We start from the raw sequence: 22,596 nt of genomic DNA on the forward strand, positions 1-22,596 counted from the left end.
ATGAAATTCCGAGTACTCGGTCCGTTCGAGGGTTCGATGGAGGGCAAGCCGAGCACACCCAGCGCGACCCGGGTGCGCTGGACGCTTGCCCTGCTGCTGCTGCGGGCCAACCGGGTGGTCGATCGGGGCTGCATCATCCAGGAGCTGTGGGGGGAGAACCCGCCGCGCAGCGCTGTCACCACGACGCAGACCTACATCTATCTCCTGCGCAAGAAGTACCAGCGGGTCGGCGAGGGCGAGTTCATCGAGACCCGCCCGCCGGGTTACCTGTTGCGGTGCGACGAGTCGGAGATCGACGCGTTCGTCTTCGAGCGGCTGAGTGCGGAAGGCGCCGCCGCCTTCGCCGCGGGCGACGCGGAGCGGGCGGCCCGCCGCCTGAGGCAGGCGCTCGCGCTGTGGCGCGGCCCGGTGCTCGCCGACATCACTGCGGGCCCGGTGCTGACCCCGCACATCCGGCAGCTCGAGGAGGTGCGCACCCGGACGATCCGCACCCGCATCCTGGCCGACCTGCGACTCGGCCGGCACCACGAGCTCATCCCCGAGCTGCGGTTCGCCGCGCTGGAGAATCCGTTCGACGAGTGGCTCCACGAGCAGCTGATGATCACCCTGAGCGAGGCGGGCCGGCGTGCGGAAGCCCTGGACGCCTACCGCGAGCTGCAGCGCGCGTTGGACCAGAACCTGGGCATCGAACCGTCGCATACACTCCGGCAACTCCAGCACGACGTGCTCGTGGGCGCCGTGCGCCGCCCGGATCGGGCGGAGGAGGTGGCATGACCGACTGCACCGAGCGGCACACGCCCGCGCCGGACAACGACACGGCAGGAGAGGGCCAGAAGGGCATGCCAAAGGAGGCGCAGTCATGACTGAGCAGGTGCACCGGCGATACGGCCCGAGCGCGCAGTGGTTGCACATCAACGAGGCGCACATCACCGAGGAGGCCGTGGCCGACCTCGCCGGGTTCAAGTCGAACGGGGTCAACTTCAAGCTGGCGCTGTGGAACCCACAGCCCAACGGCGTGCGGTACCTGAAGGCGCTCACCTTCGCCCTGGGCATGCAGCTCAGCCCCGCGAACAGGGAGAGGCTGCACCGCACGCGCAACCGCGAGGTCGGCGACCCCTATTCAGTGCGTTGCAACGGCGAACCAGTATGCCTCGACTACTTGCAGGCGGTGCACGAGGTCGAGTTCATGGCGGGGAACCTGCCCCTCGACGGCGCCCGGATTGTGGAGATCGGCGCCGGCTACGGCCGGACCTGCCACACCCTGCTGTCCAACCACGAGGTCGCCGGATACACGATCGTCGACCTGCCGAACACGCTGGCGCTGTCGCGCCGGTACCTGCGGACCGTGCTGGAGCCGGAGCAGTTCGCGAAGATCCGTTTCGTGGGCATCGACGAGGTGGACGAGCAGGTGCGCGGTGCCCGCTTCGATCTGTGCGTGAACGTCGACTCGTTCGCCGAGATGGACCCCGCCACCGTGCGGGACTACCTCGCGCTCATCGACGCGACCTGCGCGCACTTCTACGTCAACAACCCGGTCGGCAAGTACCTCGACAAGATGCTGGACGGCCACTCGCAGGGCGGCGCGGTTGTGGAGCTGGCGCTGAACAGCGGGCTGCTGCGCGACGTCATCGACATCCACGACAGCGAGGCGGTGCTGGAGAAGGTGCCCGCTTTCGTGTCCGCGTACCGGCCCGGCGAGCGGTGGCAGTGCGTGGCGCGGGAACGCGCGGTGTCGTGGAGCTACTACTGGCAGGCCCTGTACCGCGCCGACCCGGTGCCGCGGTGAACGCCGCCGGTGCCGGCGGGGACCGGCCGCTGATCGCGGTGCTGGGTGGTTCGGGCTTCATCGGCGCCGCGGTCGTCGAAGCCCTCGCCCGGCGGCCGATCCGGCTACGCACAGTCGGCCGCCGGCCGCAGCCGGTGCCGAAAGGCGCCGTGGCCGAGGTCGAGGTGCTGTACGCCGATCTCACGGCTCGCGCGGGGCTCGAAGCCGCGGTGGCCGGCGCGGACACGGTGGTCCATCTGCTGATGCACACCGCCGGCTGGCGTGAGGCCGCCGGCAACCCGGCCGCCGAACGGGTGAACGTCGGCGTGATGCGCGATCTGGTCGAGCTGCTCGGGAAGGCCCGGCGGCCGCCCGCGGTCGTGTTCGCGGGCTCCACCTCGCAGGCCGGCCTGCCGGAGCGGATGCCCCTCGACGGCAGCGAACCCGACCGGCCCACGACCGCCTACGACCGGCAGAAGCACGCAGCGGAGCAGGTGCTCAAGGCGGCCACCGCCGCCAAGCTGGTCCGCGGCGTGTCATTGCGGCTGCCCACCGTGTACGGGGACAGCCCTCGGGGGCGGCTGAACGGCCGCGGCGTGGTCTCCACCATGGTGCGCAAGGCCTTCGCCGGCGAGGAGCTCACCCTGTGGAACGACGGCACAGTCGAGCGCGACCTGCTGTATGTGCACGACGCAGCAGACGCCTTCCTCGCCGGGATCGACCACGCGGACGTGCTCGCGGGCCGGCACTGGCTGCTCGGCACCGGGCGCGGCGTGCCCCTGGGCGACGTGCTGCGGACGATCGCCGACCTGGTCGGCGCCCGCCTGGGGCGGTCGCCGGTGCCCGTCGTCTGCGTACCGCCGCCCGATCTCGCCACGGCCACCGACATGAACAGCGTCGTGATCGACTCGTCGAGGTTCCAGGCGGCCACCAGCTGGCATCCCCGGGTGCCGTTGCACACCGCGCTGCGGCGTTGCGTCGACGCGTTCGCCGAGAACGCCGGATAGCGCCGACCTACAGTAGCCCGTTCAGCAAGCCGACGACCGCGAGCAGCGTACGCGCCTGTATGTTGAGGTAGTGCCCGTGCCGGGACAGCGAATTCAGCTGGCCGGGGGTCACCCAGGCGAACCCGGGCGGGGGCTCGGCGCCCGCCTCGGCCTCGCCGGCCTCCACGAGCAGGTAGCGGCCAACGGCGTTGAGGAAACGGCCACCCTCGTCGGAGTGCATCGCGGCGTATCGGATCCGGTCCGCTCCGGCACGGCGCACCAGGTCGAGGAACGGCGGCCGATCCCGCTCCGGCAGGTGGGCGTAGTTCTCCGGGGTGCACTGCACCGTCGGCCCGAGTTCGACGGTGTCGAGGAGACCACCCTCGGCCCGGGCCTGGACCAGCAGGTGCGGCACCCCGCCGAAGCGGCGGACCAGGAACGCGCAGAGACCCATGCCGACCGGCTCGAACAGCGGCTGCATCCACGAGGTCACCTCGCGGTTCCCGGCCTCGACGGACACCCCGCCGACCCGGAAGTACCGGTTCCCGACGTGTTGGATGTTGTCGTCGGTGCGCACCCAGTCGCTCACCTCGGCGAGCGGGATGCGCCGGGCCCGCACGTCGTGCCGGGCCCGCTCGTTGGTGAACCACGACAGCACATCAGTGTCGGAGCGCACCGCGCCCGCCTCCGCGGGCGCCGTCGGGGCGCAGGCAAGGATGCTGCGTGCGTCCATGTTCACGACTTTGTCGCGGTGCAGCAGCTTGCCGATCTGCCCCAGAGTGAGCCAGCAGAAGTCGTCGTCCGGCGGCACGTCGTCGAAGGTCTCGATGATCATGTTGCGGTTGGACTTGCGCAGGAACCAGGAGCCGTGCTCCGACTGGAGCACGTCGGCGAGCACCCGGCTCCGGCCAGGCCGGGTGAAGTACTCGACGTACCTCACGTCGGCGCCCCGATGCACGCCGGTGTAGTTGCTGTACGTGGCCTGGACGGTCGGCGAGAGCTGCAACAGGCCGGGATTGCCCGGCTCCATCTTGGCCTGCATCAGGAAGTGCAGTACGCCGTCGAACTCCTTGGCCAGGATACCGAGGATCCCCACCTCGGGCTGCACGATGATCGGCTGCTGCCACTCGCGACCGTCGATCACGACGTGCAGCCCCTCCACGCTGAAGAACCGCCCGCTGCGGTGCACGAGGTTGCCGCTGTCCGGTTCGAACGACCAGCCCTTGATCTTCGCGAGCGGCACCCGCTCGACGGTGAAGCGGTGCGCCTCGCGGCGCCCGGCGAGCCAGGCGTCGAAGTCCTCGGTCCGCATGCCCGTGCCGGTCGCGACGGCCCGCCGGGAACGCGCGAGCCGTGCGGGCAGCCGGGTGTCATCCCGCTCCGCCAGCCGCGTCGCGATCGTCATCCTGGTTCCCTTCGAGACGAGGTCGGGCACCGGACTGCGCAAAGCGCGGTGACGCCGGCCGTCAGACGGTGAGCCGGGCCACGGCCGAGTCGATGCGTCGGCTCGTCACCGGCCGTCCACCGGCCGGGTGGCCCGTACGCTGACGTAGTTGTTGTCCCTTTCCAGGCCCAGCACCTGCGCGCTCAGGTAGTCGACCCCGTCGGCGTACGTGTACGGCTGCATGAACCGGCCGGCGCGCACGTCCCGATACAGCCGGGCCAGCGGGTGCTCCGCCACGTACGTGGCCCCGCCCACCACGGTGAGGCAGTCGTCGACCACCGCGGCCGCCAGTTGGTTGACCATGAGCTTGGCGCACTGGAACGGGGTCATCATCCGCCGGCCGCGCTCATCCGGATCCATGTCGTGACGTGGGGACAGTTCGTCGGCGTTGACGATCGCGCCCGACGCGGTGGCCCGCAGTGCGTACAGCCGCGCCTCGATCTCGGCGAACAGGGTGCGCGACGCCGCGGGCGGTGTGGCCGACCGCCGGGCGACCGTGTCCACCGCGAGGTCGCGGGCGGCCTGGGCGACGCCGGCGTAGATGCCGAGCATGGTGATGGAGCTGACTGCCTGCCCGGCGAGGACCGCGTCGCTGTGCGCGCCTACGCTGCCACGCGCCAGCACGTCACCCGCGGGCACCGGGCAGTTGTCGAACGCCACGTCGAGCGTGCCGGACGCGCGCATGCCCAGGCCGTTCCATCCGTCGACGATGGAGAGCCCCGGGGTGTCCCGGGCCACGATAGGGGCGTGCAGCAGCGTTGCTCCCCCGGCGACCGGCGCCTGGGCGGAGACGACGAAGTGCGTCGCGATCGGCGCCATCGTCACCAGAGTCTTGCGGCCGGACAGCAGCCAACCACCGGTGCCGTCGGGGCGCAGCTGGGTGACCTCTCGCCCGTAGTCCTTCACCGCGCCGCATACCACCGCCTCGCCGCGGGCCATCGCGCGCAGCAGCCGCTCGGCCAGTTCCTGCGTCGGCGGCGGGCCGTGCCGCCACTCGTACGTCAGGGTGATCCCCCGGCTGAACTGGGCGTGCAGGGCCAGCGCGGTCGAGGCGTCCGCCTCGGCGACCCGCACAAGCGCGACCGCCACGTCGTGCAGCCGGCTGACACCCAACCCGCCCAGCTCGGCGGGCACGGTCGCGCCCAGCACGCCGTCACGTGCGAAGCCGCGGAACGTCTCGGCGGGGAACGTGCCGTCCCGGTCGTTCGGTGCCGCCGCGGCCCGTATCCGGGGCAGGTGCCGAGCCAGGATGGTCAGCAACTCTCGACCTGGCTCGGTGATCGCGGTAGTCAGGTCACCGGGTGGCACCGCCGGTCGCGGCGTGTCCCGTTCCGTCTCCATCAACGCGGCACCGACGTGGGACGGTGACGCGGTGTCCTGTTCCTGCATAGCCCCCTCGATCCCTCAGAGCACCCGGACGTTCGGCACATAGCTGATCCATCGCCCGCCGGAGCGCCGGAATTCCTGCTCGTTCGCCATGATTTCGTCGGCGTGGTTCCACGCGAACAACAGCGCGTAGTCCGGGTACGGATCGCGGAACGCGGTCGACGGGCGTACCGGGATGTGCTTGCCGGGCGTCAGCCGGTGCTGCTTGGCGGGCGTACTGTCACACACGTAGGAGACGAGCTCGGGCCCGATATCGCAGAAGTTGGTGACTGTGGCGCTTTTCGCCGTGGCGCCGTAGGCGACCACGCTGGATCCGTCGGTGCGTAGCCGTCGCAGCAGTTCCACCAGGTCGTCGCGCACGCGCATCACGCTGGCGGCGAAGCCACGCAGAGTCGCCATGCTGGACAGCCCGCGGGCGTCCTCCTCGGCGAGCAGGCCGGCGACGGCGGCGCTGGGCGTGCGCCTCCCGGCCCGGGCGAGCGTGTACCGGATCTCGCCGCCGTGCACCGGCAGCCGTTCCACGTCGACCAACTCGAATCCGTAGTGCTCGGCCATGGCCCGCACCGAGTGCGCGCTGAACAGGAAGAAGTGCTCGTCGTAGATCTGGTCGAAGGACGTCTTCTCCACCAGGTCACCGAGGTACGGGTCCTCGAACACGAACACGCCGTCCGGCGCCAGCAGCGCGTCGACGCCGCGGAAGATCGAGTCCGGGTACGGGATGTGACACATGGTGTTCGCCGCGAAGATGACCTGGGCCGGCCCTTCCGCGTCACGGACCTGCGTTGCCGTCGAGTCCTCGAAGAACGCGGTACGTACCTGGACGCCCGCGGCGCGGGCCACCTCGGCCACCCGCCCGGAGGGTTCGAAGCCCAGATGGCGTACGCCGGCCTGTTGGATCGTGCTCAGCATGACGCCGTCGTTGCAGCCCATCTCGACGATGAACGGGTCCGGCACGGCCAGCTCGGTGGCGAGGAACCGTTGTGCGACGCTCGCGAAGTGCTCACGCATCACCGCCGACCCGGACGAGTGGTACGGGTAGTCCTCGTGGAACATCCTCTCCCGCGGTACCGACTCGGTGAGCTGCACCATCGTGCACGACTCGCATTGCCCGACGGCGAGCCGGAAGAAGAATTCCGTGGCGTCGCTGTCCGGCTCCCGGAACGCGTCGGACAGCGGCTGACGGCCTAGGTCGAGGAACTCATGGACATTCCCGTCGCACACTCTGCAGGTGGCGGTCGCCAGTTCTCCCGGCATGGTGTTCCCTCCGTACCAGATGGGTTGTCTCAGAAACCGGCCAGCACCTCGCGAAGGGCCCGGATCACCGCCTGCTGCCGGTCGAGCGGCAGCGACGGGTACATCGGCAGCGAGAACACCTCGCCGGCCAGTTTCTCGGTGACCGGCAGCGAGCCCTTGGCGTATCCGAGGTGCGCGAATCCGGCCATCGTGTGCACTGGCCAGGGGTAGCTGATGTTCAGCGCGATGTCGTACGCGCGCAGCCGCTCGATGATGTCGTCCCGCCGGGGGTGCCGAACCGCGTACAGGTAGTACACGTGCTCATTGCCGGGCGACACCGTCGGCAGCACGAGCCCGCCCGGCTCGGCGAGGTCGCCCAGCGCCTCGGTGTAGCGCTGCGCGACTACGCGGCGCCCCGAGATGTACGCGTCGAGCCGGCGCAGCTTGCCCCGCAGGATCTCGGCCTGCACCTCGTCGAGGCGGCTGTTGTGCCCGGGAGTCCGCTCCACGTAGTAGCGGTCCTCCATGCCGTAGTAGCGCAGGCGCCGGATGTTCTGGTCGGTGTGCTCGTCGCCGGTGATCACGGCGCCGCCGTCGCCGTATGCGCCGAGAACCTTCGTGGGATAGAACGAGAACGCGGCGGCGTCGCCCATCGCGCCGGCCAGCTGGCCGTGGTGGCGCGCGCCGTGCGCTTGGGCGCAGTCTTCCAGGACGGCCAGGCCGTGCTGGGCGGCCAACCGGCGTAGCGGGGCCATGTCGACGCACTGGCCGTAGAGGTGCACGGGGACCAGCGCCCGGGTGCGCGGGCCGATCGCGGCCGCGACCTGGTCGGTGTCCATGAGGAAGTCGTCCTCGCGCACATCCACGAAGACCGGCTTGGCGCCCGTCCCGTCGATGGCCACCACGGTCGGCGCGGCGGTGTTGGCGACCGTGATCACCTCGTCGCCCGGGCCCACGCCGAGCGCCTGCAACCCCAGCTTGATCGCGTTGGTGCCGTTGTCCACGCCGGCGCAGTGGGTGACGCCGTGGTACGCCGCGAACTCCGCCTCGAACCCGGCCACGCTCGGACCCAGTATCAGCTGGCCGGACTCGAACACCTTCGCCACCGCGGCGAGTACCTCCTCGCGTTCGTCGTGGTACTCCGGCAGGTAGTCCCAAACGCGGATCATCACCGTTGCCCTCCCTCGTGGGCGAGCGTTGCACCGACTGACAGCGCATCGGCCTCGGCCCGGATCTCCAGCTTTCGGAACGCGGGCGGGGAGCAGGGCGGGACGTCGACGACGGTCTCCACCAGCTCACCCCAGCCGATCTGATCGAACCGGCGCTGACATTTCTTGCGTATTTGGTGGACGTAGGTCTGTGCGGTGGCGACGGCACTGCACGGCGTGTTCTCGCTCCACAACCGGAACGCCGCACCCGACAGGTAGAACGAGCCAACTGGAAAGGCGAACGGCGTAACCCTCGCGCGGAATGCGTGGGTAAAACGTGCCACGCCTGAATCTTTTCGTCAAAATGCACCTCTCCACGCGCTCACAACCCGTCGAGATAGGCGAGAAGATTGGCGCGATGCTCACCGGAGACGGTAGATCCGGACCGCAGGGCCCTGGCATCCCTCACACTGCTAGTGTTGCGTGTCTGAATTGATTTGACGGTTTGGGTGCGGGAGGCTGCTTCTCGTGTCTGTTGCTGCCGCGTTGGTTCTTCGTCCGGGTGATGGTGCTCGGCTTCGGAGCTGACGAGCACCCACGGATCACCATGCACTTCACCCCGACCAGCGCCTCGTGGATGAGCATGGTCAAGATCTTCTCCCGTCAAAAGACCTCGGACCCGCGACACCAGTCGTCCAGCCGTCGCGGGTGAACAGCCGAGCGCACTGTCAACCTGTGGGATGGTGTGCCCCGCCCCGCGTCGATCACGCTTCCGACATGGACGGCTTCGAGCTGTACGCCCTCGCGCGCAAGCTGATACAGATCGGCGAGGACGCCATCCCGGACCCCACCGGCCTGCAGCGGCTATCCCCCGGCGTGCGCCACGTCATGATCGACGTGTTCGAACACCCGGACACCTCGATCACCGAGATCGCCGACCGCACCGGCTTCCCAGCAAGCCACGTGGAGGCGTCCGTCACCACCCTGAGCAGCCTCGACGCCGTGACCACCACCGCCGACCCGAACGCCCCCGAACGGACCGTGGTCCGGCCGATCCCCCGGCACAACGCCGCCGCGCGCATCGACGAGCGGCTCACCGCAGCGGCCGGGATCCAGGACCCCCGCCAGGCCAAGGAACTGGTCGGGACACTGGAGAAACTGGCACGCCGGCTGGCCGGGACCATCTCGCCGGAACTCTTCGACTGGTACACCGCCGAGACGCCGCCCTGGGACACCAGCCGCCCGCAACCGGCCATGCGCCACCTCGCCGAGGCAGGCGCCTTCCGCGGCCGGGTCCTCGAAATCGGCTGCGGCACCGGCGAGCACGCCCTCATGGCGGCCGCACTCGGCCTGCCGGCCCTCGGCATCGACCCGGCGCCGACAGCGATCGAGACCGCGCGGCGCAAAGCCCGCGAGCGCGGCCTGCAGGCGCGCTTCCTGGTCGGAAACGCCTTCGAACTCGGCAAGCCAGGCGAGCAGTTCGACACAGTCCTCGACAGCGGCCTGTTCCACGTCTTCAGCGACCCCGAACGGATCCGCTACGCCGACAACCTGGCCATCGTCATGCCCCCGGACGCACGATTGTTCCTCCTCTGCTTCAGCGACCGCCACCCACCCGGCAACGGACCACGACGAGTGAGCCAGGACGAAATCCGGGCCACCTTCGCCACCGGCTGGCGGGTCGACTCGATCGAACCCGCAACGCTGGAGAACAACAAATACGCCGACGGGGTACCCGCCTGGCTCGCCACGATCACCCGCACCTGAGCCCCGCAGGCCGAGACAATGAGCGCCCTCACCCCGTTCGACTACTCCTTCTCCTACTTCTAGGCCCCAAACGACGCCGTGTCATATCTGCGGGATCCCCCGGCCAGGTGCTGTCAGACCGAGGGATAGGGATCCCTCCACATCCGACCTAGCATCGGCAGCACGTCCTGAACATCGAATGCGACAGGAAGGGTGGAAAGTTCGTGGCTGAAGACGACACGATCACCATTCGCGTTGACGCCCGGATCGAGCAGGCACTTGCCGCCCTGACCCGCGGTGGCGCGTCCGTCACGACGGCGATCGAGCGGGCGATCCTGGAGTCGGCCAGGCGCGCCGCGCCCGCCGCGCCCACCGAAGCCATGCCGACCAGCATCGACTCGCGGACGTTGAGTGTGCGGCGGAGCCTGACTCGTGAACAGCTGCTGGAGTTCGCCGAACGCGGCTTCATCGTGATCCCGGACGTCGTGCCTCCGGACATCCTGGCCGCGGCCAACGCGGCGGTGGACAAGCAGCTACGCGCCCATCCGCCCGAGGAAGGGCACGCCGGACCGCACTTCATGTTCCCGAAGTGGGAGGAGGAGCCGGACCTCGCGGCGCTCCTGCGTGACACCCAGGCCTTCGAGCTCGCCGAGGAACTCACCGGTGACGGTGCCATGGAATATCCGTGGCAGACGCAGATCGCGATGACCTTTCCGCCCTACGTCGACGACCGGGGAATGCCGCACATCGACGGCGGCATGCGCCGGAAGGCCGATGAACCCCCGCGAACCTTCACCATGCTCGCCGGCTTCTTCCTCACCGACCAGGACGGCGACGATACCGGGAACCTCTACGCCTGGCCGGGAACGCACCGCGCCCACGCAAAGTACTTCCGTGAGCACGGGCCCGACGCCTTCACCTCCTACCCGGACATCAAGCTGCCCGAGCGGGAGCAGGTGCGCGCCCGCGCGGGAGACATGCTGCTGAAGCACTACATGGTCGGCCACAACGTCGGCAGCAACACGTCGGACTCCGTCCGGCGCACGGTCTACTTCCGGCTCAAGGTCCGCGGGCACGACGCGACGTGGCGCCAGATCCTCCAGAACCCCTGGCACGACTTCACTCCGCTGCGGCCGTTGGTGGCGTCGTTCGACGACAACGGCCAATAGCGGTCCGTGGTCGGATTCGACAGCCGGCGGGGGTTTCCGACCTGCCGGCTGTCGGCGTGAGGGATGCCGGAGAGGGACGACGATGTACGACAGCGACACGTACCTGCGGCGGTTGGGCCACGACTCCGCCACCAGCCGGCCGGCCGCGGATCTGACGACCCTCGTCGCACTGCACAAGCGGCACATGGAGAGCATCCCGTTCAACAGCGCGGGCTCGCTGGCGGTGCCGGCGCCGAGCGGCCGGCTGGTCGATCTGGTCGACTTCGACGAGGACGCCACCTTCGACTCGGTGGTGGCGGCGGGTCACGGCGGCGGCTGCGTCCAGATGACCCGGCTGTTCCTGCGGCTGCTGCGCGACCTCGGGTTCGATGCCGACCTGATCGCCGGCACGACGGTGGAGGGCCGCCAGTCGTACGGTGTCGAGGTCGAGCACATGCTCATCCTGGCCCGGGTGGCCGGCGGGTCCTGGCTGGTCGACATCGGGTACGCCGGGCCGTCGTTCGTCGAGCCGCTGCGCCTCGACGGCGCGGCCGGCGATCAACTCCAGTACGGCTGCCGGTACCGGCTCGTTCCTGACGGGGACGGCGTGTCGCTGCGGCGCCGCCCCCGGCTCGGCCGGTGGAGCACGGTCTACGACTTCACCACGAAGGTCCGCGACCGGTCGGACTGGGCACCGGTGGAACACGCGATCAACGCCGCGCTCGCGGCGGGCGGCGGCGGCGAGCTCTACAGCCGGGCGGTCTCCGACGGCCAGGTGGTGTTGAAGGGCCGTCGTTATCTGACCGTCCGGGGCGGCATCGAGAAGACCCGCACCATCATCGACGACGGTGATTGGCATGCGCATCGCAGCGCGATCCTGGCCGGCGAGGTCGGCTGATCCCGACAACGAGGAGGAAGGCATGCGCCGACGGATTGCCCGGTCGGAACGGATGTACGTCAGCGAGATCAGGACGCAGGCGCTGCAGATCTGCGTGGTGCGCGGCGGCGTCGACGCGCAGCTTCTGGACGCGGCGTTCACCGCTGTCCTCGCCGAGGCGCCGGGGCTGCGCAGCCGGCTGGAGAAGGACGGCGACGACTACTACCTCAGCCGGCTGGAGCCGAGCGAGTTGCCGCGGCTGCACGTCCGGCGCAACGAGCCCGGTGCGCAGCTTCAGGAGTACAACAAGCCGTTGTACCTCGGCGGCCCGCTCGCGCGTGCCGTCCTGCTGACCGGCGCCGACGAGGACATCGTGATGTTCGGCGTCGACCATGCGATCTGCGACGGCCGCAGCGCGACCGCGTTCTGCCGCCGGATCTGGCAGCGGTACATCGACATCCAGTCCGGCAGCTACTCCGCGCCGGATTCGCGGCCGCAGGAGTGGCCGGCCCCGCTCGACGAGCGGCTGCCGCCGCGCAGCGAGGCCGAGCTGGACGCCTACGTCCAGGAGCGGCTCAAGCGGGCCGAGGGCGCGCCGGTGGCATCCCTGCCGTTCCGGGCGGCCGGGTCCGCATCGACGGTGCCGGCGGAGAATCTGATGACCTCGCGCCGGCTCCGGCTGACCGAATCGGAGACCACCGGCCTGCTGGCCTTCGCCAAGGACGCCGGGGTGTCGGTGAACGGGCTGGTCGCCGCGGCGCTGCTGGCGGCCGTACGCGCGGGCCTGCCCGAGGAGCTGGACGGTCATCGGCTGTCCAGCTTCTGCACCGTGGACCTGCGCGATCAGGTTGCGCCGGACCTCAGCCACGAGGCGATGGTGCCCATGGTCTCCTGGTACCGGGATCTGCTCGAGGTGCCCGCCGGCGTCGACCTGGTCAAGCTGGGCCACCGTTTCACCACCGAGCTGCGCGCCGGCATCGCGCGGGGTGACGCGGCGATGGAGATGCAGGCACTGGACCGGCTGCTCCCCCACCCGCAGCTTTGGCCGACCAGCCTGGTGCTCACCAACGTCGGACGGATCGACGGGCCACCGTCCCCGAAGGGGCTGGAGATCGTCGACATGACCAAGTTCCCGCTGTCCAGCCGGTGGGACCCGGAGCGCGGCTCGGGCCCGCTGCTCGCGTCGCCGGCGACGATCTACGGCCGGTTCAGCATCGAGATGCCGTACAGCACGCAGTGCTTCACCACCGAGCAGATGGACTCGATCCACGACCACATCCGCGACTCGCTGCTGACCTGCGCCGACCGGGCGCCGCGTTCGCGGCGATGAAGCAGGCGGGCGGCCGGAGCACATCCGGCCGCCCGCGGACAGGTCGAGGTCAGAAGCGGACGGGCAGGCGCAGCACGCTCAACACCGGGGTCTTCAGACGCACCGGAACCTGCTCCAGCGGCACGTCCAGGGCGAGTCCGGGCAGGCCGAGCACCAGCGAGGCCAGCGCCTCGGCCAGTACGAGCCGGGCCAGCCGCTGCCCGACGCAGGCGTGTACGCCGTACCCGAAGGCCAGGTGAGCGGACGCGTCCTGGCTCAGGTCCAACCGGTCGGGGCAGCCGAACCTGGCCGGATCACGGTTGGCCGCCGGCAGGGCGACCGTCACCGTCTCCCCCTCGCGGATCAACTTTCCGCCGAGCTCCACGTCGGACAACGCGGTCCGGAAGATCTGGAACTGGTTGACCGACGTGTACCGCAGCAGCTCCTCGACCATTCGCTCGATGCCCTGCGCGCCGTCGGCCCGCACGGCCGCACGCAGCGCGTCGAGCTGGTCGCCATGACGCAGCAGCGCCAGCAGCGACGACGCGAGCGCACCCTCGCAGCTGGCGAAGCCCGCCGCGAAGACGATCAGCAGCATGTTGGTGATCTCGCGGTCGGTCAGCCCGGGCTCGGCGGCCAGCCGCCCGATGACGTTCTCGCCCGGCTCCACCCGTGCCTTGCCCACGAGGTCCAGGAGGTGGTGGTACGCCCGGGTCCCGGCCTCCCGCTCCGCCTCGAGGCTGACCTCGTCATCGGTGGCGCTGTCGCTCAGGGCGGACAGGACGGCGCTGCCGGCGAACGGGACCCCCAGCACCTCGCACAACACCCGCAGCGACAGCGGCCGGACGTAGGTCGGCAGGAGGTCGACCGGCGAGCCGTGCTCCCGTACCTCCGCGAGTTGCACGGCGGCCAGCTCGGCCACCCGCGGGGCGTACGCCCTCGTGGCGCGGGCACTGAACTCGCTGCTGAGCAGGTTCCGGTAGCGGGTGTGCTCCGGCGGATCCATGTGGATGAACCCGCCCGGCACGATGGGCACGGACGGGAAGATCTCGCCCTTCTTCGTCACCGGCGCGTGGGTGGTGTGGAACCGGTGGCTGAACGCCTGGTTGCTGAGCACCTCACGGGCGAGGTCGTGGCTGGTGGCCAGCCAACCGACGTGACCGTCCGGGTACACCATCCGGGTCAGTGGCCGCGTCCGGACCAGCTCACCGAGCACCGCCGGTGGATCGAACGCTTCGGTGCGGTCCCAGTACTGGAGATACGAGATCGGTTCCGAGGTTCCCTCAGTCATGCGGTGACATCCTCTGCTCTGGACCGGGTTTCACCGGGTCGCGTCGAATCCCTGTTTCGCGGCCTGAACCCGGAGCGCCTGCCGGTCCACCTTTCCGGCGGCGCTCAGCGGCAGGGCGGCCACCAGCAACAGACGCTCCGGGAACTTCCGTGGCTCCATCCCGGCCGCGGCGAGGTGGGCGGTCACCTCGGCCAGACTCAGGTCGGCCGAGGTGGCGACGCAGGCGCAGACGCGTTCGCCGTACAACGGGTCCGGCACCGCCACGCAGGCGACGTCGCGGATCGCGGGGTGCGTGATCAGCACCGACTCGACCTCCGCCGGGCTGATGTTGAGGCCGCCGCGGATGACCACGTCCTTGCGGCGTCCGACGATCCGGAGCCGGCCAAGGTCGTCGATCAGCCCGAGGTCTCCGGTGCGGGTCCACCCGTCCGGGGTGCGCAGCGTGCGGTCCAGCTCCGGGGAGTTGATGTAGCTCATCGGCGACATCGGGCCGCGCGCGACGACCTCGCCGGTCGCTCCGGTTGGCAGCTCGAGCCCGTCCGGGCCGACGATGCGAATGTCCGCGACGGCGGGGTCGGGACGGCCGACCGTACCGTCGTAACGGCCGAGACCGCTGTTGCACGAGACCCCGTCGGCCGACCCGTACAGCGAGACGACTGTGCAGCCCAGGAGCTTCTCGGCGCGCCGCGCGGTGTCCGGGTCGAGCGCGGACCCACCGAGTACGGCGGCTTGCAGGGCGCTGAGGTCGGTGTCCTGGACATCCGGGCAGTCCAGCAGCATGCGCAGCATCGTCGGCACGCCCAGCAGGTGGGTGGGCCGGGTGTCGGCGATGGTCCGCAGCGTCGCGGCAGCGTCGAAGGTCGGCCTCAGCACGAGGGTCCCGCCCAGGGTCGCGAGGGTGACCGGCGTACCGCTGGAGCCGAAGGCCGACGCCAGCGGGACGAGGAACAAGTTGCGCATCGTGGCCGGAGACCCTCGGTGCAGGCCGGCCATCATGGCACCCCGCCCGCCGGTCAGCGCGTTGTGCGAATAGAGGACCATCTTCGGTTCCGCCTCGGACCCGGAGGTGACCAGGATCCGCGCCGGCCCGTCGGGGTCGAATTCCCGCGGCACGAACTCGTCCGCGGTGGCGGCGAACAGGGACTCGATCGGCACGCAGCCCGGCGTCTCGGCGGCGCCGTCCCCGGCGACGATGACGGCACGCAGCATCGGCAGGGCGTCGGCGTGTTTCCGGATGCGCTCGGCGCAGGGATAGCCGTGATGATCGGCGACGGTGATCACCGCGACCGCCTCGGAGCGGCGCAACAGGCTCACCGCGTCGCGGTCGCCCCGGCCGAGCGGAAACGGCAGCACGATGGCGCCCACCGCCGCGACGGCGAGGTCGACGGCACACGCGAGGCGGGCGTTGGGCAACTGGACCGCCACGACGTCATCGGGGCCGATGCCAAGCTGTGCCAGCCCCGCGGCCAGGCGCCGGGTTGTCCGGTCCAGTTCGCCGTAGCTGACCGTCCCCTCGGCGTCCAGCACGGCCGGCGCCTGAGGCGTGCGCTGGACGTGGCCACGGAACAGGGAGTACAAGTCCTGGCCCGGGTAGTAGCCCGCGGCGGCCCAGGCCCGACGCTGGTCGGCGGAAACGTGGTCGGTGTACCGAGTAGAGGTGCGGTTCAACGAGACCCTCCCCTTCTGTGCCTGACGGAGATCCATCCGGTCCCCTAGACCGGGGAGGCGGAGCGGGCCAGTGCCGCGCGGGCAGCGGCCTGCAACTGGACCCGATCGGGTTTGCCCCAGCCGGTCTTCGGCAGTCCCCGGCGAATCTCGATCAAGCTGGGAACGTGGTTGTCGGACAGGGCCTCGGCGACATGACGGCGCAACTCCTGAAGCTCCACGACGGCGCCGGGCTCCGGCACGACGGCGGCGTAGATGTGCTCCACCCGATTGGCGTCTTCGACCCCACACACTGCGGCCTGGGACACGCCCGGGACCCGGCTGAGCACCTTCTCCACCGCCTCGGGGTGGATGCTGATGCCCTTGACCTTCAGCATGCCCGCGATCCGGCCACCCAAGTGCAGGTAACCGTCGGCGTCGAGGCGCCCGAAGTAACCAGTGCGCACCCAGCCGTCACGGACGAGCGCCGCGGTCAGTGTCGGCTCATGCCAGTAGCCAGCCGACGGCCAACGCGGCTTCGCACAGACCTCGCCGACCTCACCCACAGGCAACGCCGCGCCGGTCTCCGGATCCCGAATACTCAACCCCTCGGGATCCACCGGCCGCCCCACCGCCCCAGAGCCGTCCACGTCGCCCAGATCGTCGGCAGCGAGCATGGTGAGCACCCCGGCCTCGGTCGTGCCGTACACCTGAATCAGCACCCGACCGAAAACCTTTCGGGCCTCACCCAACCGCTGCGGCACCGCCGGACTTCCCGCATGGAACAGCTCGGTCAGGCTCGACAGATCGGTGGCCGCCCGGTCCGGGTGCTCCGCAAGGGCATACACCTGAGGAGTACCGACAGCGAGCCGGCTGATCCGGTACTGGGCGATTGCACGCAGCACGGCCCCCGCGTCGAAGCCGTTGTGCAGCACGACCAGGCCACCGCTGACGAGCGTGTCGTCCGCGGCAAACACGTCGGAATGGATGAGCGGTGTGGTGATCAGGAGGTTTGTCCCGCCGCTGCGGCCGGCGGCGCTCGAGCCAGCCATGGGTGGTGGGAAGGGTGCCGCCGAGACCATGGCGTTCCTGACCCCGAAGGTCCAACAGACGCCATTCCGGCCGCTCGACAGCCTGATCTGGGTGATCACCGCGAGGTCGCCGTCGACGATGTCCGCACACGGACCCACACCATCACCGGAACCCGCGGTCAAATCCACGGTGTCCGGGTGCCCGGCGCCCAGCACCCCGAGAATCAACCGACCGGCCGCGTTCACCACCAGGGCCCGCGCCCGTTTCTCGTTGGCCGAATCGACCGCCAGCATCCGCACACCGACATCCGCGCCAAGGGCACGCCGCAACTCCAACCGCAACTCGTCGTCGGGCCCGTCCGGGTTCACCCAGCGCATATGCGCGGCGGTCGCCCCCACCAGGTTGGCCGCCCACTGCAGGATCAGCGTGGCGGCGGTGTTCGGCTCGGTCAGAATGCAGACGACGTCGCCGCGGGTGATGCCCTGGCGGCCCATCACGGACGCGGCCCGGCGGGTGGCATCGGCCAGTTCCCCCGCGGTCAGGGGGACACCATCACTGACCACCGCAACGTGACCCGGATCGGCATCGAAACGGGACAACAACTGCTGCACATAATGCACATGCGTCGTACTCATCACCCGGTTTCGCCTTCCTGTCCGGGAAACATGCGATGGCCAGTGGCCGAGCGAGACAAATCGCAGACTAACCGGCGAGTGCCGCAGCAACCATCCCTCACATTGACTGCACGTGGTCACCGCGAATGAGGCGGCCCGACATTTCCCGGGAAGGCTGAATCACCCCTAGACCCGGGAGACGGGCCGGGTCAGTGCCGCGCGGCCATCGGCCCGCAGCTGGACCCGATCGGGTTTGCCCGGGCCGGTCACCGGCAGTTCCTGGCGGATCTCGATCAAGCTGGGGACGTGGTTGTCGGACAGTGCCTCGGCGACATGGCGGCACAACTCCTGAAGGTCCACGACGGCGCCGGGCTTCGGCACGACAGCGGCGTAGATCCGCTCCACGCGGTCGGGGTCCTCCACGCCGCACACCGCGACCTGGGACACGCCGGGCGCCTGGCTCAGCACCCTCTCGACGGCCTCGGGGTGGATGCGGAGACCCTTGACCTTCATCATGTCCGCGATCCGGCCGCTCAGGTGCAGGTAACCGTCGGCGTCGAGGCGCCCGAGGTCGCCGGTGCGCACCCAGCCGTCCCGGACGAGCGCCGCGGTCAGCTTCGGCTCGTGCCAATAGCCGGCTATCGGCCAGCGCGGTAGCGCGCAGACCTCGCCGACCTCGCCGGCGGGCAGCGCCGCACCGGTCTCCGGGTCCCGGATGCTCAGCGCTTCGGGGCTCAACGGCCGGCCGACGGTGCCGCACGCGCGCAGGTCGCCGTGATCGTCCGGGAAGAGCATGGTGAGCACGCCGGTCTCGGTCGTGCCGTACACCTGGATCAGCACCGGACCGAAGATCTCCCAGGCCTCACGCAGCCGGAGCGGCGCCCCGGGGCTGCCGGTGTAGATCAGCTCGGTCAAGCTGGACAGGTCGGTGCCCGCCCGGTCCGGATGCTCGGCGAGCGCGTACACCTGCGGAGTGCCGAGAATGAGCCGGCCGATGCGGTACTCGGCGACCGCGCGCAGCACGGCCCCCGCGTCGAAGCCGTTGTGCAGCACGACCATGCCACCGGTGACGAGCGTGTCGTCCGCGCCGAACCCGCTGGAATGGGTGAGCGGTGCGGTGATCAGAAGGTTCGTCCGGCCGCTGCGGCCGACGGCCGACGTGGCCATCTCGTTCTTGACCCCGAAGGTCCAGCAGACACCCTTCGGCAGGCCGCTCGACCCACTCGTCTGCGTGATCAACGCGAGGTCACCGTCGACGATGTCCGCACCCGGACCCACACCATCACCGGAACCCGCCGTCAGGTCCACAGTGTCCGGCCGCCCGGCGCCCAGCACGGCGAGAATCGGCCGATCGGCCGCGTTCACCACCAGATCCCGCGCCCGCTCCTCGTTGGCCGGATCGACCGCCAGCATCCGTGCGCCGAGATCCGCGACGACCGCGCGCTGCAACTCCACCCGCAACTCGTCATCGGGCACCACCGCGTTCATCCCGCGCACGTGCGCGGCGGTCGCCCCCACCAAGTTCGCCGCCCACCGCAGGATCAGCGTGGCGGCGGTGTTCGGCTCGGTCAGAATGCAGACAACGTCGCCGCGGTTGACGCCCTGGCGGCCCATCACGGCCGCGGCCCGGCGGGTGGCATCGGCCAGCTCCCCCGCGGTGAGGAGGACGCCCCTGCTGACCAACGCAACGCGATCCGGATCGGCATCGAAACCGGTCAGCAACTGCTGAACATAATGCACATGCGTCGTACTCATAACCCGGTTTGCCTTCCTGTCCGGGAAAAATGCGATGACCAGTGGCCGAGCGGGATAAATCGCAGACTAACCAGAGAGTGCCGCGGTAACCATCCCTCACATTGACTGCACCTGGTCACCACGAATGGGGCGGCCGGACATTTCCCGGAAGGTTGAATCGCGTCAGGACGCGGGGCGCAGCCAACGGTTGACCCGGGTACGCAGGTCGGCCGGAAAGACGTCTTTGCGCAGCAGGGCGTGCACGCCCTTGGGCGGCAGGGGGACATCGACGTGGTGGATCTCGCTCTGGTCCGCGTACTGGGTGATCCGGAAGCTCGCCGCCATGCTGAACAGTGCGTGGGCCTCGGCGCGGGTGACGCCGGATGCCGCGCTGAACCAGCTGATCATTGCGCGCAGGCAGTCGACCAGCGCGGCCTCCAGGCTGTCGGCCAGTCCGATGCCGACCCAGTGCGTGTCGGTCTCGGCCAGGGGCCGGGTCAAGCCGACGTTCTTGTGGAGGTCGTACCGCATCCGCAGGCGCTCCGCCGTCGACTTCAGGCCGGTCTGGTCGACCAGCCCGTCGCCCTGCAAGGCGTGCACGTCACCGATCCAGATCCGGGCCCCCGGCTTGGCCACGGGAAGAAACAGCGACGAACCCACGGTGAGCTCGGGAAGTGCCAGGTTGCCGCCGTGCACGCCGCCGACCAGCGCGCTCACCTGCTCGTCGCCTGGCGGTTCGACCGCGATGATGCCGGCGAACGGGTCGAGCGGCAGCGAGATCCCGTGGACGTAGTCGGCTCGGGTCCGGGTCGGGTCGAACCGGAAGTCGTGGAAGTACGGCTCGTCGAAGTCGTACGGCAACGCGCCGGCCCGGGTCGGGAAGGCGTTCCCGCCCCAGTCGCTCAGCCGCAACTCCGTCAGCCGGCACTCGACGACGTCGCCCGGCTCGGCACCGGTCACCTCGACCGGGCCGATGATCTGGAACGGGCAGCCCGGGTACTCCTTGCGCAGCCGCGCACGGTCGGCCGACGACATGCCGTACCGCAGCTGGTTCTGCCAGTTCGTCCAGGTGTCCGGATAGAGAACCTCGTCGCCGGGTTCGATCTTGGCGGCCGGCGCAGCTCCGGAATCGAGGATTCCCGGCCGGACCGTGGCCAGTGTGGACTGAACCGTATGCATCGTCACGGCTGCTACGCTAGGCAGCCGAAGATAGGCCAGGCAAGGAAGTCCGGGCGTCGCCGGAAATACTACCAACCTGACTGATGAGGGCGCACCGCAGACTTTCGGCCAGGCCGCATAGAGTGCGATAGCAGAATCATCAGATTGTCGCGGACGTGAATTCGAGTGTAGTCCGACCACGGCGGTAAGGGACTTTGCGAACTTCTCGATGGGGGCGCGGAAGCGCCCGCCCTCCTCGGAGAAGATCCGCCAGCAATTGAAGCCGGCTAAAGCGCGCTCGACGGCAGAGCGGATACCGGTGAACTGTTTGTTGAACTCCGCCTGTTGTTCGACCAGTGCCTCGTCACGCAGCCCTTGAACGGGTAATCGGGGTGCGAATCTTGGATCGGGGTGCGAACAACCCCGAACGCTCCGCCGACCCTGCTCGGCGGCGGGACCTGTGCGGCAATTGCCTTACCGAATCAGGGGTCGCAAAAGGTCTTAGCGACGCGACACCGTGAACTGGCTGACGCAGACGCTCCTCGAAGGGTGCGGATCCCCTGGGAGATCCGCACCGCTCCCGACTTGGCAGGTTCTGCCGGCTACTACATCCGGTACCGGTAGGTGATCCGGCCGCGGGTCAGGTCATAGGGGCTCAGCTCCACCAGCACCCTGTCCTCCAGCATGATCTTGATGAAGTTCTTGCGGAGCTTCCCGCTGATGTGCACAAGCACCTTGTGCCCGTTGTCGAGCTGCACCCTGAAGCGGGCGTCTTTCAGGCACTCGACGACGATGCCGTTGACTTCGATACCCCGGTTTACTTTTGCCATATCAACTCCAGGCTGCTGCTCGCGCGGCGGGCGCCGACGCCCTCCAACAGCGGGATCGCTGCGGTGTCAGTTTCGTCGACGTCGACTGACGCGATGTTGAACCCGCAAGCGTGCAGAGCACCCAGCGCGTGCACCAGCAGCGCCCGGCCGATGCCACGGCGCCGCTGGTCGGCACGGACCTCGACGGAGACGAACCGCGCTATCCGCGGCGTCCCGTTCTCCCGCATCGACGGCAGAACCCGGAGCACACCAACCTCGGCGCCCTCGACTTCGGCGTGGAACACACCATCGCCGCCTGTGAGAGTCACCCCGGTCGGGGGCCGGGCGGTGGTCTGCGCTTCGGTGGGCACCAACAGGTACTGCCGCTCACGTCGATGGACGGCGAAGCCAGCCCGTCGCCAGTTCGAGTTCGTATCCGAGTCGTCGGCGTCGACCATCGTGTACAGCGGCGCCGGCAGTTCCGCCAGCATGGCGGCGGCCAGCCGGTCGAAGACCGCGTCGTGCCACGTGTCGATGCTGATGAACATTCGGCCGTCGGACCTGCGCATAGTGTCGCCGCGGCCGACCACCAAGTCATCTTCGACGGCGTGCCACTGATCTGCCGCGACCCTCGTGATGACGGGCGTCACGGGGTCTGGGATGGGATGCGTAGTGACGTAAATAGTTGTCGCCTTTCAGGAGTGCCTTTGGGGCGCTCCTGCGACGTCTCCGTCAGTCGCCTGCCGTGACCGGTAGGGGGAGCACCCACATCATCGAACCAACATTCACGGGTCCCACCTCCTCAAAGGTCTGTCACGGCCGAGGCTGAACGTTACCAGACCGGGCGTCGTCGCGCGCAACCGCCTGGGTGTAGAACCCCTCAGGGAAGCCCTCTTCCACGAAAGGGCTTTTGAATAGGGTTCCGGGTCCCTTCGTAAGGAGTCGTTCAACAGCCGGCTTCTCGCGACGGGCCGCGGGTGGTTCTCACCGAGGCGGACGGCAAGGACGAGGACGAGGAGCAGGGCCGGCTCGTCCCCCACCATCGCCGACCCGCTCGCCCCGCACCTCGCCACAGTCCAGCTGAAGGCGCTGCCCGCCGCGCCGGCGAGCATCCCACAGCCCCGCTGCAGGCCTTCTTCGCCTCCGGACGGCCGCAGAGCTCACAGGACGTGGGCGGTGAGGTGACAGCCGGAACTGTCGCCTCACCGCCCACGGCTTTCCGGTGAGGCGTTTACCAGGCTGAGGGATGCCCGGTCAGCACGGCCACTTCTA

At 69.4% G+C, this 22,596-nt stretch carries 19 protein-coding genes; 7 read left to right on the forward strand and 12 right to left on the reverse strand.

Annotation, left to right across the window (positions count from 1 at the left end; genetic code table 11):
• From ACQPZO_RS19685 to ACQPZO_RS19695, 3 genes are all read left to right on the forward strand, one after another.
• Positions 1 to 774: an AfsR/SARP family transcriptional regulator gene (locus ACQPZO_RS19685; RefSeq protein ID WP_433342947.1), complete on the forward strand. Its 774-nt coding sequence runs from the start codon at positions 1 to 3 to the stop codon at positions 772 to 774.
• Positions 775 to 859: 85 nt separating this feature from the next.
• Positions 860 to 1,786 carry a putative sugar O-methyltransferase gene (locus ACQPZO_RS19690; protein ID WP_433342949.1) on the forward strand — a complete coding sequence of 309 codons (927 nt, stop codon included), beginning with the start codon at positions 860 to 862 and terminating at the stop codon, positions 1,784 to 1,786.
• Positions 1,783 to 2,772 (forward strand): NAD-dependent epimerase/dehydratase family protein, encoded by a 990-nt coding sequence (locus ACQPZO_RS19695; RefSeq protein ID WP_433342951.1) that lies wholly within the window; start codon positions 1,783 to 1,785, stop codon positions 2,770 to 2,772. The genes ACQPZO_RS19690 and ACQPZO_RS19695 overlap by 4 nt, the downstream gene beginning before the upstream one ends.
• 7 nt (positions 2,773 to 2,779) lie before the next feature.
• Here the strand turns inward: ACQPZO_RS19695 and ACQPZO_RS19700 are convergent, their stop codons facing one another.
• From ACQPZO_RS19700 to ACQPZO_RS19720, 5 genes are all read right to left on the reverse strand, one after another.
• On the reverse strand, positions 2,780 to 4,156 hold the full coding sequence (locus ACQPZO_RS19700) for an NDP-hexose 2,3-dehydratase family protein (RefSeq protein WP_433342953.1): 1,377 nt from the start codon (positions 4,154 to 4,156) through the stop codon (positions 2,780 to 2,782).
• A 105-nt stretch (positions 4,157 to 4,261) separates the two neighbouring features.
• A complete protein-coding gene (rubN8, locus tag ACQPZO_RS19705; RefSeq protein ID WP_433351099.1) occupies positions 4,262 to 5,536 on the reverse strand; it encodes an amino sugar nitrososynthase RubN8 in 1,275 nt (424 codons plus the stop codon).
• Positions 5,537 to 5,599: 63 nt separating this feature from the next.
• Positions 5,600 to 6,835: a methyltransferase domain-containing protein gene (locus ACQPZO_RS19710; protein WP_433342955.1), complete on the reverse strand. Its 1,236-nt coding sequence runs from the start codon at positions 6,833 to 6,835 to the stop codon at positions 5,600 to 5,602.
• Positions 6,836 to 6,864: 29 nt separating this feature from the next.
• The gene (locus ACQPZO_RS19715) at positions 6,865 to 7,986 is read right to left on the reverse strand and encodes a DegT/DnrJ/EryC1/StrS family aminotransferase (protein ID WP_433342957.1); all 1,122 of its coding nucleotides are present in this window, start codon (positions 7,984 to 7,986) and stop codon (positions 6,865 to 6,867) included.
• Positions 7,983 to 8,306, reverse strand: a complete 324-nt coding sequence (locus ACQPZO_RS19720; RefSeq protein ID WP_433342959.1) for a hypothetical protein — start codon at positions 8,304 to 8,306, stop codon at positions 7,983 to 7,985. The genes ACQPZO_RS19715 and ACQPZO_RS19720 overlap by 4 nt, the downstream gene beginning before the upstream one ends.
• 289 nt (positions 8,307 to 8,595) lie before the next feature.
• Between ACQPZO_RS19720 and ACQPZO_RS19725 the strand changes: the two genes are divergently transcribed.
• From ACQPZO_RS19725 to ACQPZO_RS19740, 4 genes are all read left to right on the forward strand, one after another.
• Positions 8,596 to 9,729, forward strand: a complete 1,134-nt coding sequence (locus ACQPZO_RS19725) for a class I SAM-dependent methyltransferase (protein ID WP_433342961.1) — start codon at positions 8,596 to 8,598, stop codon at positions 9,727 to 9,729.
• Between the two features lie 203 nt (positions 9,730 to 9,932).
• Positions 9,933 to 10,877, forward strand: a complete 945-nt coding sequence (locus ACQPZO_RS19730; RefSeq protein ID WP_433342963.1) for a phytanoyl-CoA dioxygenase family protein — start codon at positions 9,933 to 9,935, stop codon at positions 10,875 to 10,877.
• Between the two features lie 82 nt (positions 10,878 to 10,959).
• A complete protein-coding gene (locus ACQPZO_RS19735) occupies positions 10,960 to 11,754 on the forward strand; it encodes an arylamine N-acetyltransferase family protein (RefSeq protein WP_433342965.1) in 795 nt (264 codons plus the stop codon).
• Between the two features lie 22 nt (positions 11,755 to 11,776).
• Positions 11,777 to 13,063: a phthiocerol/phthiodiolone dimycocerosyl transferase family protein gene (locus ACQPZO_RS19740; RefSeq protein ID WP_433342966.1), complete on the forward strand. Its 1,287-nt coding sequence runs from the start codon at positions 11,777 to 11,779 to the stop codon at positions 13,061 to 13,063.
• Positions 13,064 to 13,112: 49 nt separating this feature from the next.
• Here ACQPZO_RS19740 and ACQPZO_RS19745 read toward each other — a convergent pair whose 3' ends face one another.
• The 7 genes from ACQPZO_RS19745 to ACQPZO_RS19775 form a co-directional block, all read right to left on the reverse strand.
• Complete coding sequence (locus ACQPZO_RS19745) at positions 13,113 to 14,333, reverse strand: cytochrome P450 (protein WP_433342968.1); 1,221 nt, start codon at positions 14,331 to 14,333, stop codon at positions 13,113 to 13,115.
• Between the two features lie 30 nt (positions 14,334 to 14,363).
• Positions 14,364 to 16,037 (reverse strand): class I adenylate-forming enzyme family protein, encoded by a 1,674-nt coding sequence (locus ACQPZO_RS19750; protein ID WP_433342970.1) that lies wholly within the window; start codon positions 16,035 to 16,037, stop codon positions 14,364 to 14,366.
• 8 nt (positions 16,038 to 16,045) lie between these two features.
• A complete protein-coding gene (locus ACQPZO_RS19755; RefSeq protein WP_433342972.1) occupies positions 16,046 to 17,644 on the reverse strand; it encodes a class I adenylate-forming enzyme family protein in 1,599 nt (532 codons plus the stop codon).
• A 165-nt stretch (positions 17,645 to 17,809) separates the two neighbouring features.
• The gene (locus tag ACQPZO_RS19760; RefSeq protein ID WP_433342974.1) at positions 17,810 to 19,345 is read right to left on the reverse strand and encodes a class I adenylate-forming enzyme family protein; all 1,536 of its coding nucleotides are present in this window, start codon (positions 19,343 to 19,345) and stop codon (positions 17,810 to 17,812) included.
• Between the two features lie 195 nt (positions 19,346 to 19,540).
• A complete protein-coding gene (locus tag ACQPZO_RS19765) occupies positions 19,541 to 20,536 on the reverse strand; it encodes an acetamidase/formamidase family protein (RefSeq protein ID WP_433351101.1) in 996 nt (331 codons plus the stop codon).
• A 584-nt stretch (positions 20,537 to 21,120) separates the two neighbouring features.
• The gene (infA, locus tag ACQPZO_RS19770) at positions 21,121 to 21,345 is read right to left on the reverse strand and encodes a translation initiation factor IF-1 (RefSeq protein WP_387026116.1); all 225 of its coding nucleotides are present in this window, start codon (positions 21,343 to 21,345) and stop codon (positions 21,121 to 21,123) included.
• Positions 21,333 to 21,974: an N-acetyltransferase family protein gene (locus ACQPZO_RS19775; RefSeq protein ID WP_433342976.1), complete on the reverse strand. Its 642-nt coding sequence runs from the start codon at positions 21,972 to 21,974 to the stop codon at positions 21,333 to 21,335. The genes infA and ACQPZO_RS19775 overlap by 13 nt, the downstream gene beginning before the upstream one ends.
• Positions 21,975 to 22,596: the final 622 nt, after the last annotated feature.

Source organism: Micromonospora sp. CA-111912 (genome assembly GCF_050948415.1).
Classification (GTDB): Bacteria; Actinomycetota; Actinomycetes; order Mycobacteriales; family Micromonosporaceae; genus Micromonospora.